This window comes from Candidatus Poriferisodalis sp. (assembly GCF_965219595.1).
GTDB lineage: Bacteria > Actinomycetota > Acidimicrobiia > Acidimicrobiales > Poriferisodalaceae > Poriferisodalis.
The window spans coordinates 3102826-3116007 of the sequence record NZ_OZ244781.1 but is presented as its reverse complement, the minus strand read 5'-3'; the positions used below and the strand labels follow the sequence as shown (position 1 = coordinate 3116007).

Genomic DNA, 13182 nt, shown 5'->3' with positions numbered 1-13182 from the left:
CGCCCTGTGCTTCCCGCTCTTGTTCGCTTCGCTCACGGGCCGCTCGGGCCCGGGGCTCAGCCTCTTAGCCTGACGCCGTGAGTGCTGCGGAACCCCTGCCGTTGGGGGTGCTGGATCTGGCGACGGTGTCGCACGGGGCGACCAGTGCGCAGGCGCTGGCAGAGACCGCTGAACTGGCTCGGGCTGCAGACCGGCTGGGGTACCGGCGGTTCTGGGTCGCTGAGCATCACAACATGGACACGGTGGCGAGCACGTCTCCGGCCGTGCTGATTGCGCACCTGGCCGCGCAGACCGCCCAGATCAAGCTCGGTTCGGGCGGGGTGATGCTGCCCAATCACAGCCCAGCAGTCATCGCTGAGCAGTTCGCCATGCTCGAGGCACTGCATCCGGGCCGCATCGACCTCGGAATCGGCCGGGCGCCCGGCAGTGACAGGCTCAGCGCGGCCGCCGTGCGCTCGGGCGGCTCGCCCGCGGACGGGGCCGTGGCTGACCCGTGGCAGGTTGATGACTTCCCGTCCAATCTCATCGACCTGATGGGCTATCTGGGCGATGCGCGTACTACTGACGGCCCGTGGTCCGACTTCGCCGCCACGCCGGCCGCTGAGACCATGCCACAGGTGGTGTTGCTGGGTTCGAGCGGCTACTCGGCGCAGCTCGCTGGGTATCTCGGGCTGCCGTTCGCCTTTGCGAACCACTTCGGCGGCGGCGGAACGGCCCAAGCCGTCGAGCTGTACCGGCAGCGGTTCGAACCGTCGGCCGTGCTCGATGAGCCGTACGTCATCGTGAGCGTGGCGACGGTGGTGGCTGAAGACGCGGAGCGTGCCCGCTATCTGTCGGCACCGGGACGGCTGCGACGCTGGGGCATCCGCACCGGTCGCTTCTGGCCGCTGTACTCGCCCGAGGAGGCTCAGGCTCATCCCGAATGGGAGCGCGCAGCCGCCATGCCCGGCAACTCCGTGGTCGGCGATCCCGACGAGGCGGTTGCCGGGTTGGAGCAACTCGCTGCCGAGACCGGTGCAGCCGAGCTGATGGTGCACACCGCCACCTTCGGTCTGCCCGAGCGCATCGAGAGCCTCGAACTGACGATGCAGGCATGGCAGCGGCGGGCAGTCGACGCAGCGGTGCGGGACGAGATGGCAGAGCCCGCCATCTCGGACGTCTCGGTCTCCGTCCCATGAGCAGGCAGGGCGGCGCAACGGCGCCCGACGTGCGCACGACGGCCATGGGCACACACTTCGGGTCGTTCCTGGTCGACTCGCGCGACGGCGAAGTGGTGACGGTGCGCGGCCATCCCACTGACCCCGAGCCGTCCCACCTGGGGAAGTCGCTGCGCCACTTCGCGGAGAACCGGGTGATGCGGCCTGCCGTGCGGCAGTCGTGGCTGGCAGGCGGGCCCGGTGCGGCCACTCACCTGCGCGGCGAGGATCCGTTCGTCGAGGTCGATTGGGACACAGCACTCGACCTGGTGGCCGCTGAGTTGACGCGGGTGCGCGACAACCACGGCAATGCATCGATCTTCGGCGGTTCCTACGGGTGGGGTTCGGCAGGGCGATTCGGTCTGGCGTCGAGCCAGCAGCACCGCTTCATGCGCTTCTTCGGCGGCTGTACCGACCAGAAGGGCACGTACTCATCGGCCGCTGCCGAGGCGATCTTCCCGTACATGGTCGGTACGGGCTATCACGCCGGTCTGGCACGGCAGACCTCGTGGTCGGTGATCTGCGAGCACACCGAGCTGTTCGTCTGCTTCGGCGGCATGCGTGCCAGCAACAGCCACGTGACCTACGGCGGTCAAGGACCGCACCATCACAACGACTGGGTGGCTCGTGCGAGCAAGGCAGGGGTGCAGTTCGTCAACGTCGGACCGCTGCGTGACGACTTCGACAAATCGGCCGACGCACGCTGGCTCCCCATCCGGCCCGGTACCGACGTCGCGCTGATGGCGGGGATCATCCACACGCTCATCACTGACGGACTCGCCGATGAGGATTTCCTGGCGAGCCACTGTCACGGCTGGGACCGGCTGCGCGCTCACATATTGGGCGAGGGTCTCGCAGCGGCCTGTGGCGACTGGCGCGGTCCCGCGCCGTGGGCCGGCGCTGTCGACTACGACACGCCCAAGTCGGCACAGTGGGCGGCAGAGGTGACCGGCATCGACGCCGATGACATCGTCTCGCTGGCGCACGAGATGGCCGCCAAGCGCACGCTCGTTAACCTCTCCCTGTCCACCCAGCGGGCCCACCATGGCGAGCAGCCGTACTGGATGGCGCTGGCCCTGGCGTGCGTGCTCGGCCAGGTCGGCCTGCCCGGCGGGGGATACGCCTTCAGCTTCGGCACCCAGGGCAACACCGGTGCGGGGCAGACGCGGGCGCGCATTCCGGGCCTGCCGGTGCCGATGCGCCAGCCAGGCCCTCCCACCATTGCCGTCTCGCGTATCACCGAGATGCTGGAACGGCCACTTGAGCCCTACGACTTCGACGGCCGCAGGGGGCGCTTTCCCGATATCCGGCTCGTGTACTGGTCGGGCGGCAACCCCTTCCATCACCACCAGGACCTGAACCGAATGATGCGGGCGTGGCAGCGACCCGAGACGATCGTGGTGCAAGAGCCGTTCTGGTCACCGGTCGCCCGGCGGGCCGACATCGTGCTGCCGGCCACGACGCCGCTCGAACGCAACGACATCGGCGGCGCCGAGACGATGCTGATCGCCATGGCCGCGGTGGCCGAACCGGTGGGGGACTCCCGCGACGACTACTGGATCTTCGCTCGCTTGGCCGAGCGCCTGGGGTTCGGGGAACAGTTCACCGAGGGACGTACGGCCGACGAGTGGATCGAGGTCATCTACGAGATTCACCGTGCCGCCGATCCGCAGGCCCCGACCTATGAGGAGTTTCGTGCCGAGGGCTACGCGATGGCCCCTGGCAAGGCGCTGATGGGGGAACCCACGCAGGTCTATCTCGAGGCGTTCCGCGCCGACCCGGCCACCAAGCCGCTGCGCACACCGAGCGGGCGGATCGAGCTGTGGAGCGAGGCGATCGCCGGCTACGGCTACGACGACTGCCCGCCGCACCCGGCCTGGATGGAGCCGTTCGAACGGCTGGGCGGCGCGCGAAGCGATCGTTGGCCATTGCACTTGGTGTCGAACCAGCCTCGGTCGCGACTGCACAGCCAGTACGACCATGCCGCTCCCAGCCAGGCGACGAAGGTGGCGGGCCGCGAGCCGGCGCGCATGCACCCGGTCACTGCCGGGGCCCGCGGCATCGCTGACGGTGACGTCGTACGGCTCTACAACGATCGTGGCGCGTGCCTGGCTGGCGCTGTTGTCGACGATGCCGTTATGCCCGAAGCAATTCAGCTGTCGACCGGTGCTTGGTACGACCCTGCACCTGACGGCACCTGCCGTGCCGGCAACCCCAACACGCTGACCGCCGACGTCGGGACCAGCCGACTGGCGCAAGGACCGTCGGCACACACGTGTCTCGTCGAGGTTGAACGGTACGACGGCGAACCGCCTCCGGTGGAGTCGTATCTGCCGCCGGAAATCGTCCCGCTCAGAGACTGAGCGGAATGGCGACGCCGAGGCCGGCTCAGAAATCCAGCCCCACGGCCCCGCAGAGAAATGCCATCAGCGGTCGACTCTCGTTGCACCATGCTGTGATCACTGACGGGAACTCCGGCTTGAGCGCCACGCCGTGGTCGAAGTCGCGCACGGCGATGAAGCTCTTGCGTTTGAGATCCTCGATCATCGGGTGATCGGCAGACCAGTCACGGGGCGAGCGCTTGAGCCGCTCGCCTTCCATGCGCCAGCCGCCGGACTGGCAGGTGTCCCGGGCCCGGATCCACGCCGCAGATCGCTCGTCGATGGCAACCCGGTAGGCCGCCAGCGCATCCCGATCCGGCATCCAGCTGCCAGCGCCGAAGAAACAGTTCTCGGTGTCCAGGTGCACGTAGTAGCCGGGCGCATGCACATCGCCGCCCCGTACATGGCGGAACTGGATGCCCACGTTGGTCTTATAAGGCGTCTTGTCGGCGGAGAAGCGCGTGTCGCGGAAGACGCGCATCAGCGAGCCTCCGACCTTCGTGTCCCGTGCGGTCATGTGCGGTGAGATCTCGCCCAGCAGTGCGCCCATGGCCCGGATGAAGTCGAATGCAGGCTCGCGGACTTCCTCCTCGTAGCGCTCACGGTTCTCGTTGAACCACTCCCGATTGTTGTTCGCTTCGAGTTCTTCCAGAAACTCGAACAGCTCGGGTCCGAAAATGCCCTCGTCGTCGCTCATCGGTGTCCTTTCGGCTCAGACTCTTGTGGCGCCTGCCGCGTTCGCACCGTAGCGATCCGCTGGAGGGGGGCGAGTGTGCACTGCCCGCACTGATGCGACCGGCCAAACGTACGCTGTGGCGATGAGCGATGAGACGGGTTCCGGACCGCCGGACACGACGGCGCAGGAGTGGCTGGCGGGCTTTGCCGCAGTGATCGGCGCGCCTGCGCCTGATGCGGTTGTCACCGACGCGCTGCTGAACCTGGCCGGCGCCGCTGCACACGACTCCGAGCGGATCGCAGCCCCCATCGCTTGCTGGATGGCCGGCGTTGCCGGCGTGCACCCTGAGGAGGCTCTCGAACGTGCTCGGCAGTACGTCGAGAGCCGGGCCGGCTAGGAGGCTGAGCCGGTAGGCGAAGCCGTGGCCCGAGCGGCCCGTGAGCGTAGCGAACAAGAGCGGGATACGACAGGTGCGACGACGAGAAGGTTCGCCTATCCGCGCAGCCTCTAGGAGGCTTCCTGCAGTTTCCACAGCGGCGACCTCGGCCCGCAGGGCGCCCGTCGTAGGCTGCGGTAGATGAGCGATCACCAGTTCGGGTTCCGCACTCGCGCATTGCACGCAGGCGGTCGGCCCGACCCGACGACCGGGGCACGCGCAGTCCCGGTCTATCAATCCACGAGCTTCGTGTTCGAGGACACGGCAGATGCGGCAGACCTGTTCGCACTGCAGAAGTACGGCACGATCTACACCCGCATCTCGAATCCCACCGTCAACGCCTTCGAGGAGCGGATGGCAAGCCTCGAAGGCGCCATCGGCGCTGTCGCGGCAGCCTCGGGAATGGCAGCGGAATTCCTCACTGCGGCCGCGCTCTGCAGCGCCGGCGACAACCTGGTCACGTCGACTGCGCTGTATGGCGGCACTCACACGATGTTCGACGTGACGCTGGGCCGCTTCGGCATCGACGCCAGATTCGTCGACGGTGACAGCGTCGATGCGTACGCGGCGGCCATCGATGAGCGCACGAAGTTCTGTTACACCGAGATCGTCGGCAATCCCTCAGGCTCCGTTCCGGACTTGGCCGGCATCGCCGAGGTGGCGCACGCGCACGGGCTGCCGTTGGTGGTCGACGCCACGTTCGCCACGCCGTACCTCTGCCGACCGATGGAACACGGCGCCGACATCGTGCTGCACTCGGCCACCAAGTTCATCGGCGGGCACGGCAACTCCATTGGCGGCGTGGTGAGCGAGTCGGGCCGCTTCGACTGGGGCAGCGGGCGCTTTCCGAACATGACCGAACCCGTGGCCAGCTACAACGACCTCCGATTCTGGGAGAACTTCGGCGAGTACGCCTTTTGCACCAAGCTTCGGGTGGAGCAGCTGCGTGACATCGGTGCCGCCATGTCGCCGATGAATGCGTTCCTGCTGCTGCAGGGGCTTGAGACGCTGCCCCAGCGCATGGATGAGCATGTGGCGAACGCGCAGGCGGTCGCGGAGCACCTCGAGGCCCATCGCGGGGTGAGCTGGATCAGCTACGCCGGTCTCGAATCTTCGCCTTACCGGGATCTTGCCCGCCGGTACATGCCTCAAGGGCCTGGTGCCATCTTCACCTTCGGCGTGAAGGGCGGCCGTCAGGCAGGTTCGGATTTCATCGAGGCACTGCAGATGATCAGCCACCTGGCGAACGTCGGCGATGCACGCACGCTGGTCATCCACCCAGCGTCGACCACCCATCAGCAGCTGTCGGACGAAGCGCTTGCAGCCGGCGGCGTGGGTGCCGACATGATCCGGCTGTCGGTCGGCCTTGAAGACCTCGACGACATTCTCTGGGACCTCGACCAAGCCCTCGCGAAGGCGGTGCCCGCATGACCATCACCCATGAACCGGTCGACGGCTGGACGGAACCCAGTGCCGCCGAGCGCTTGGACCTCATCAGGCGAACCGAGACAGTGGCGATGGTAGGTGTCTCGGCCAATCCGGCGCGGCCGTCGAACTTCGTAGCGACGTACCTGCTCAGCTCGAGCACCGACTTCGATGTGTACTTCGTGAACCCTGTGGTCAACGAGATCCTCGGCCAGCCGTGCTATCCGAGCCTCGCCGATCTGCCGGTGGTGCCCGATCTCGTGGATGTGTTCCGGCGACCGGCCGACCTGCCCGGTGTGGCAGCCGAGGCCATTGACATCGGGGCGCAGGCATTCTGGGTGCAGCTCGGACTGTGGAGCCCTGAGGCCGCCAAGCTGGCCAACGACGCAGGTCTCGACGTGGTGATGGATCGCTGCCTCAAGATCGAGCACGCCCGATTCCACGGCGGCCTGCACCTTGCCGGGTTCGACACAGGCGTCGTGGACTCGCGTCGCACCGTGGGCAGTCGCTAGCCGGCGACAGGCCGGTACCGATGCGAGCATCCGAGCGGGGGACCGGCCGGCGACGGAGACACGGCCTTGGCCTGCTAGCGGCACTCCTGCTCGCGGCCGCCTGCTCTTCAACCGAGGTGGTCGAACCGGTGACCGCGTCGAGTGAGGCGGCTGCGGCCGACACTGATCCTGCACAGGCGGCCGCGGCCACGCCCGACGACGACCAGGTCGTGACAACTGATGGCGCCGCAGACAGCGCGGACTCTGCCGCCGAACCGGTCGAGCTGACGTTCGAAGGCGGCCCGGCGGCCCCAGAGTTCCCGGCCGGCTACGACTGGTTCAACGTGAGCCGGCCGCTGTCGATGAGCGGCGACCTGCGCGGCAAGATCGTGCTGCTCGACTTCTGGACCCAGGGCTGCATCAACTGCATCCACATCATCCCCGATCTTCACCGGCTGGAGCAGGAGTATCCCGACGAGGTGGTGGTGATCGCGGTGCACTGGGCCAAATTCCCCAGTGAGCGCGAGTCCGAAGCTGTGCGGGAGGCATCGATCCGGTACGGCCGCCGACACCCGATCGTGAACGACGATCAAGAACTGCTGCGCCGGGCGTACGGCATCAACGCTTGGCCGACCGTTGTCGCTATCGACCCATTGGGCCGGGTGCTGGGTCCCATCGCCGGCGAGGGCGTATACGAACGGCTGGCACCCGCCATCGGCGTCATGGCCGATGAGTACGGCCACAACGGCCTCATCGATCCGACGCCGCTCGGTGAGCTCCTCGAGATCGAGCCGGCGCTGCCGACCGTGCTGAGCTTCCCCGGCAAGGTGCTGGCCGACGAGGCTGGCGACCGGCTCTTCATCGCCGACACGGGCCGTCACCGGGTGCTCGTGGCCACCCTCGACGGCGAGCTGGTCGACGTGATCGGCACAGGCGCCGAAGGTCGGGCCGACGGCGGTTTTGCCGAAGCGTCGTTCCGGCGCCCGCAGGGCATGGCCCTGGCGCGTGACGGCAACACCCTGTACATCGCCGACCGTGAGAACCATCTGATCCGGGCCGCTGATCTGCGCGCCCGCGAGGTGACCACCGTCGCTGGGACCGGCGAACCGGTCACTGTGTTCCAGGCTGGACCGGCTGCACAGACCGCCATCGCCTCGCCGTGGGACCTGCACCTCGAAGGCGAAGTGCTGTACATCGCGGGGGCCGGTCGTCATCAACTCTGGCTCATGAACACCGCCAGCGGGGTGCTCGACTTCTTCGCCGGAACGGGCGCCGAGGGCCTCGATGACGGCCACCGCTTCGCCGCCACGCTCTCGCAGCCCTCCGGGCTTGCGGCTGGGTACGGCGTGCTCTACTTCACCGATCCGGAAGCCAGCGCGGTACGGCAGGTCTCGCTCGGCCTCGACGGGCAGCTCGACACGCTGGTCGGCAAGCACCTGTTCGTGTGGGGCGATGAAGTGGGCAGTTTCGACGACACACTGCTGCAGCACGCCGTGGGTATCGAGTTCGTGCCGGGTGCGCAGGGCGCCGGGCTGCTGTACGTCGCAGACACCTACAACCACCGGATCAAGGTGCTCGACCTCGACACGCAGACATCATCGGTGCTGGTGGGTGGCGGCACGCCGGGACTGCAGGATGGCTTCGGCACCGACGCGCTGCTGGCTGAGCCGAGCGGGCTCAGTGCGACGACCGACACGCTCTACGTCGCCGATACCAACAATCACCGCATTCGTACGTTGGATCTCGCCACCGGCGAGCTGACCACGCTGGCGCTTTCGAATCTGGAAATCGCCACGGTGACGATGGCCGGCGTGATTGACGACCACGTCGTGCTGCTGCCCCAACGAGTCTCTCCTGGCACTGTCGAGATCGTCCTGGATCTCAAGGTGCCAGAGGGATACAAGTTCAACACCGACGGGCTGTTCGAGTTCGAATGGTCAGCTGAGGGCGACCTGCTGGCTCCTCGGGACACGGCTCGCTACGAGGCCCGGGGCCCCGAAATGCCAGTCCGGCTGACGGGCACGATCGGCGCGGACAGCGGCACCGCGGTGCTGACGGCTACCGCGGTGGTGTTCTATTGCCCGGCCGTCGATGAGACTTTCTGTCTCATTCGGGATGTGAACTTCACTGCGCCGATCGAGGTGGACTCCGCCGGTGGGAGCAGCATCTACTTGCCGCACCAACTGTTGTCTGCCGAGGAGCTGGAACAACGCCTGGGAACGGGTTGACGCCCGAGGGCGGCCACTCGTCCGAGCCGCGTCTGCGCGCGTTGCGGCGGTACGGGCGATCACGGATCAGGCGGATCGCCTCGGCGACAATGGTGCTGCTGACCGCAGCCGGCTGGTTCGCGGTCCTGCCTGACGCAGCTGCACAGACATCCAGCGAGTCAGAAACCCCTCCGCTCGTCACCGTTGTGCCCGATGCCGAATCTGGAGATTCTGAGGGCGAGCCGTCCCCGCCCCGGGTGGTGGCGGTGCTGCGCGGTCCCGGCGGGATCGGCTACTGGGTGATCGGTGTCGACGGCACGATCGAACCGGTCGGCACATCGATCCTGCCGATCGTGAGCGAGCTGCCTCAATTGACCACCCAGGTTGTCGGCGCCCGTCTCGGGGCGCCCGGGGCACTCGGCGTCTGGTTGCAGCTCGCGGACGACTCGGAGGTGGCCATCGGCGATCCGGGACCGACGGTCTTGACGGGGGAGGAGCGGCCCTTGGGTTGGCTCTCGGGAGTGGCGGTCCGTCAGTTGCTTTCGGGTGCGTGGTGGACCGATGTCGATCGGTGGTGCACCAGCGAGTTGCCGCTGCCGGTGCGGATCGGGCAGACGATCATGACGGCCCTCGGCGAGCGCTCGCTCGGATTCGCTGTCGAGGAGGCACGTGACCGTCGGATCGGCGGCATCTTGGTGCAAGGGCCGGTGACCGAGCATGTCTGGCGCCGCATCGCTGAGCTGCAGGATTTTGCGGGTCGTATCCCGTTGATATTCGCCGTCGACGAGGAAGGCGGTCGGGTGCAGCGGCTCGCCGCGGTGGTGGGGCGCTTGCCCTCGGCAGCGGCCCAGACTGCCAGGTCGCCCGCCGAGGTAGCTGAGGTGGCCGCGGATCACGCTCGCAAGATGTACCAACTCGGATTCACCATGAACTTCGCGCCGGTCATCGATGTCGGTGCAGGAGAGGGCATCGGGGACCGTTCATTCGGCAACGACCCGGCCACCGTCACCGAGTACGGCATGGCGACAGTGGAGGGTCTCAGCGCCGGTGGCGTCGTGCCGGTGGTGAAGCACTTCCCGGGCCACGGCGCTGCCACTGCGGACACCCACGATCAACTGGCGTCCACGGCCCCTCTCGACGAACTGCGCCAGCGCGACCTGATCCCCTTTGCGGCCGTCGTCGGGGCCACCGACGCGGCGGTCATGGTGGGGCATCTGAACGTCCCCGGCTTGACCGGGGGGATGCCTGCCTCGCTGTCACCGGCTGCGATCGACGGGGTGTTGCGGAACGAACTCGGCCACTCGGGACTGATCGTGACCGACTCGCTGGTCATGGGGGCAATCCGCAGCCAGTGGTCGGTGAGCGAAGCGGCGCTGCTGGCAGTGAGTGCAGGCGCAGATCTTGCGCTCGTCGGCGGCCTGGAGGATGCCGATGCAGCCTTTGCAGAGATCACCACAGCAGTCGCGCAGGGGCGATTGAGCCTGGATCGCATCGACGCCGCGGCAACCAACGTGTTCCGAGCCAAAGGCGTCTACGCATGCACACTCGTCGGCCGTGACGGCCTCGGCCGCCAGGTGTTGTACGACCCGACGCTGGTCGGCCGCTAGGCCAAGAAGAGTGGCTGTGGACCCGACCTCTCGAAGAAACCGTCTAGGCCGCCAGTAGGCGCTTGCGCTGGGCGTGGTTCACGTAGGCGAGACTCTGAGGCGGACGGAAGCCGTGTGCCTGCCGGAGAGTGTGTAGTGGGATCGGAACGGCCAGCGGTTTGGGGTGTTCCAGCAGCAGCGCCACGCCGCTATCTCTGCCCACGAGGTAGGTGTTGAACTCGGCGCGTGACAGCGCGGTGTGGGCGCCGTGCTGCTGCCACAGCTCCTCGGTGGGGTAGCGGGCGACGCTGCGAACCACGCAGGTGCCTACGAGCGCCCGTATGGCACCCGATGCGTACAGCAGTGCCAGCGTTGGCACGGTGATGCGCGGCATGATGCGCCGCACCTCGATCGTCTTGGTGCCGTCCAGAATCGCCTCGGCGAATCGTGGCTTGAGCGACAGCACCAGTGCCCGTGCAGGATCGAATAAGCGTTCAGGCATCGGTGCCGGGTTGAGGCAACCCCATGCCCTCGCGGTACAGCGCCTCGGCAGTGCGCTCGCTGACAGAACGCGTCGTGTTCGCGAAGCCCTGCTCCCAGATGTCGGGTCCGAGTTCGCGAGCACGCTCGGCGCTGACAGGCTGGTCGAATACGTCTGTCCGGCTGAACAGCAGCACAGTCGCCGCGGGTGAGCCACCGGTGCCGCTTGTCGCAGCCTCGCGAACTTGATCGAGGTCGAACACCCCACGCCTTGAGTACCTGCGGTGCAGACGCTCCGGCGTGCCGGTGTCCACACCGTCGAGCCACGACATCGCCCGAATTCCTGCCTCGGGGCCCCCGCCGGTGATCCACCACAGAATTCGCGCCGGCGCAGGAAGCCCGGGCCGTCGGCCCATGTAGTAGGCGTTCTCCCGTGCGGTGGCCGCTTCGGGAGCGGTTTCGACGAGCGTCATCTGCGCTTCCCGATAGCCGAGGAGCGTCCGGCCGTAACTCGGCCAGACCGGTACGACAAAGCAAGGTACAGCGCCTGTGAACAGCTTCAAGGGCCAGCGCTCCATCTCGATGCGGCTGATCAGCGCCGGTGACAGCTGATCGGCCTCGACATCGGGAAGCTTGAGGTCACCGGGTAGCGCATCGCCGCCTCCGACAACGAGGCGAGACACCTCGACCCTCCACAAGCCGCCGGCGTTGACGAATCCCTCGTCTCGCAGTGCCCTGCCAACTGTTTGGCCCACGGCATCGGTGATCTCGATGCGAGCCGCTTCGTCGGCCACGGCGCGCTGCCGAACCCAGTGGATGAGCTGGCGGAGCACGCTGTATGCCCTGCTGTCCGCCAGAGACCGCAACGCGCCCACCCGCAACGCGTCCCCATCCACGCAGTGGGCCGCGAGTGCCCACGTCGTGCCGTCTGCGGTGACTTCCTCGAAGCGGCCGTCGGGCTTGCCAACCGCGTCGGCGATGCGCTCACGCAACTCGGCAGCTCGTTCATGCCACGCTTGGTTGGTGAACCGGGCAAGCACCGCGTCGGCCGGCACGCTGCTCCGCCGCTGGATCGCAAAGTCAGAGGTTTTGATGAACTGCGGTTCGAACCCGTCAGCGCTCCCGGCCTGTATCGAGAGCAAGAAATCGGCTGGGCTGAGCACTGTCACTCCCACGAGACGCTCGATCTCGTAGGCAGAGCGCAGTAGCGCCGCGTCTCTGGTGACCAAGTGGGTCGCATCGCCCGCTGCCGTCTCGGCGATCACCATCAGGTCGGCATCTTGCTGGGCGCCTAGGTCACTGGCCTCACGCAGCGCCGTGTACCGAGTATCGACGCCAGATGCTGCAGTGTCGAGTTCCCGGAACCCGTGATGCGACTCACCTGACGGATCAGCGTGGGCCAACCCACCTGAGTCGCGAAGCTCGCGAGACACTTGTGCCGTGACCACTAGTTCGGCATGATCGCTCATCCAATCGGCCGTGAGCCCATGAGACGCATCTTCGTCACGACCCTCGCTCACATCGCGTACGACGTTGGTATCGAGCACCGCCAAGATGAGATCGTCGTCGTGCGCTGGTGCGGGTATTTGTGCGAGCGAGCCGAACAGCGACAGGTCGGCAATTGGCCGCCACCACACCGCCAGCATGTGCCCGGCCTGGCTGCGCCCGGGCCTGCGGCCCCATTCCTCGAATCCGAGCCGCGGCCACATGTGATGAGCGGCGTAGTCGACCCGGCAGCTCAGTCGGATGCCTAGGCGGTCCCGATGAATGCGAACGATCTCCTCCACCAAGCGACGTGCCGCCCCCGTGTTCCGCATGTCGTCCCGCACGCACAAATGCGTCAGTGAGACTTCATGGCGTCGCTTGCGCAGAGCGAACAGCGCATAGCCGACGACCTCGCCACGCAGCTTGGCCGCCAGCAGACATCTTGATGCCGCGGCTTCCTCAAACACGGCATACGGCAGCTGCCCGAGCGTCGCGCTGTTCGCATCCCCGAGCTCAACGACCCGGTCGTAATCCGCCCCGGAGGCCTCAACCCGCTCAACCTTCACGTCCCGCGCCATGACACCGCCTCGTCCAGCTCTACAACCCAGCAATTGCGAGGTGCATTGTGGCATCCGGCCAACGAATTCCTAGAAGGGTTTCGCGTTCCGAAACAGTTGCGCGCGCAGCAAGAAATGCACTGAGCAATGCCTGCCCGCTGTGCCTGCTCGGACGGGCCGGGATGTCTCAGTTCGGTCTCTCAACACGAGAACAATTGTGTGACTGGGGTGTCACACGGACCGACAACCGCCGTCTCGCCGC

Annotated in this window: 10 protein-coding genes; 7 read left to right on the top strand and 3 right to left on the bottom strand. The window is 67.0% G+C overall.

Features of this window, described 5'->3' with window-relative positions:
- Positions 1-77 precede the first annotated feature (77 nt).
- A complete protein-coding gene (locus ACOQPE_RS13785) occupies positions 78-1178 on the top strand; it encodes an LLM class flavin-dependent oxidoreductase (protein ID WP_420609466.1) in 1101 nt (366 codons plus the stop codon).
- Positions 1175-3559 (top strand): molybdopterin-dependent oxidoreductase, encoded by a 2385-nt coding sequence (locus tag ACOQPE_RS13780; protein WP_420609465.1) that lies wholly within the window; start codon positions 1175-1177, stop codon positions 3557-3559. The genes ACOQPE_RS13785 and ACOQPE_RS13780 overlap by 4 nt, the downstream gene beginning before the upstream one ends.
- 25 nt (positions 3560-3584) lie before the next feature.
- On the opposite strand, the gene ACOQPE_RS13775 is transcribed toward ACOQPE_RS13780, so the two are convergent.
- Entirely contained in the window at positions 3585-4274 is a 690-nt protein-coding gene (locus tag ACOQPE_RS13775; protein ID WP_420609464.1) for a TIGR02453 family protein, read from the bottom strand.
- Positions 4275-4395: 121 nt separating this feature from the next.
- Here ACOQPE_RS13775 and ACOQPE_RS13770 point away from each other — a divergent pair, with 121 nt between their 5' ends.
- The 5 genes from ACOQPE_RS13770 to ACOQPE_RS13750 all read left to right on the top strand — a co-directional run bounded on the left by ACOQPE_RS13770 (position 4396) and on the right by ACOQPE_RS13750 (position 10419).
- Entirely contained in the window at positions 4396-4650 is a 255-nt protein-coding gene (locus tag ACOQPE_RS13770; RefSeq protein WP_420609463.1) for a DUF6457 domain-containing protein, read from the top strand.
- A gap of 180 nt (positions 4651-4830) precedes the next feature.
- Complete coding sequence (locus ACOQPE_RS13765; protein ID WP_420609462.1) at positions 4831-6120, top strand: O-acetylhomoserine aminocarboxypropyltransferase/cysteine synthase family protein; 1290 nt, start codon at positions 4831-4833, stop codon at positions 6118-6120.
- Entirely contained in the window at positions 6117-6626 is a 510-nt protein-coding gene (locus ACOQPE_RS13760) for a CoA-binding protein (protein ID WP_420609461.1), read from the top strand. The genes ACOQPE_RS13765 and ACOQPE_RS13760 overlap by 4 nt, the downstream gene beginning before the upstream one ends.
- 128 nt (positions 6627-6754) lie before the next feature.
- Positions 6755-8833, top strand: a complete 2079-nt coding sequence (locus ACOQPE_RS13755) for a thioredoxin-like domain-containing protein (RefSeq protein WP_420609460.1) — start codon at positions 6755-6757, stop codon at positions 8831-8833.
- An 89-nt stretch (positions 8834-8922) separates the two neighbouring features.
- Entirely contained in the window at positions 8923-10419 is a 1497-nt protein-coding gene (locus ACOQPE_RS13750) for a glycoside hydrolase family 3 protein (protein WP_420609459.1), read from the top strand.
- A 43-nt stretch (positions 10420-10462) separates the two neighbouring features.
- Here the strand turns inward: ACOQPE_RS13750 and ACOQPE_RS13745 are convergent, their stop codons facing one another.
- Both ACOQPE_RS13745 and ACOQPE_RS13740 read right to left on the bottom strand, forming a co-directional pair.
- The gene (locus tag ACOQPE_RS13745; protein WP_420609458.1) at positions 10463-10900 is read right to left on the bottom strand and encodes an ASCH domain-containing protein; all 438 of its coding nucleotides are present in this window, start codon (positions 10898-10900) and stop codon (positions 10463-10465) included.
- Entirely contained in the window at positions 10893-12941 is a 2049-nt protein-coding gene (locus ACOQPE_RS13740) for a GNAT family N-acetyltransferase (RefSeq protein WP_420609457.1), read from the bottom strand. Before ACOQPE_RS13740 ends, ACOQPE_RS13745 begins: the two co-directional genes overlap by 8 nt.
- Between the last annotated feature and the right edge of the window lie 241 nt (positions 12942-13182).

Excerpts from the sequence above, each read along its gene's own strand:
- ACOQPE_RS13780 (WP_420609465.1), top strand. The coding sequence starts at position 1,175 with ATGAGCAGGCAGGGCGGCGCAACGGCGCCCGACGTGCGCACGACGGCC.
- ACOQPE_RS13775 (WP_420609464.1), bottom strand. The coding sequence starts at position 4,274 with ATGAGCGACGACGAGGGCATTTTCGGACCCGAGCTGTTCGAGTTTCTG.
- ACOQPE_RS13770 (WP_420609463.1), top strand. The coding sequence starts at position 4,396 with ATGAGCGATGAGACGGGTTCCGGACCGCCGGACACGACGGCGCAGGAG.
- ACOQPE_RS13765 (WP_420609462.1), top strand. The coding sequence starts at position 4,831 with ATGAGCGATCACCAGTTCGGGTTCCGCACTCGCGCATTGCACGCAGGC.
- ACOQPE_RS13760 (WP_420609461.1), top strand. The coding sequence starts at position 6,117 with ATGACCATCACCCATGAACCGGTCGACGGCTGGACGGAACCCAGTGCC.
- ACOQPE_RS13750 (WP_420609459.1), top strand. The coding sequence starts at position 8,923 with ATGGTGCTGCTGACCGCAGCCGGCTGGTTCGCGGTCCTGCCTGACGCA.
- ACOQPE_RS13745 (WP_420609458.1), bottom strand. The coding sequence starts at position 10,900 with ATGCCTGAACGCTTATTCGATCCTGCACGGGCACTGGTGCTGTCGCTC.
- ACOQPE_RS13740 (WP_420609457.1), bottom strand. The coding sequence starts at position 12,941 with ATGGCGCGGGACGTGAAGGTTGAGCGGGTTGAGGCCTCCGGGGCGGAT.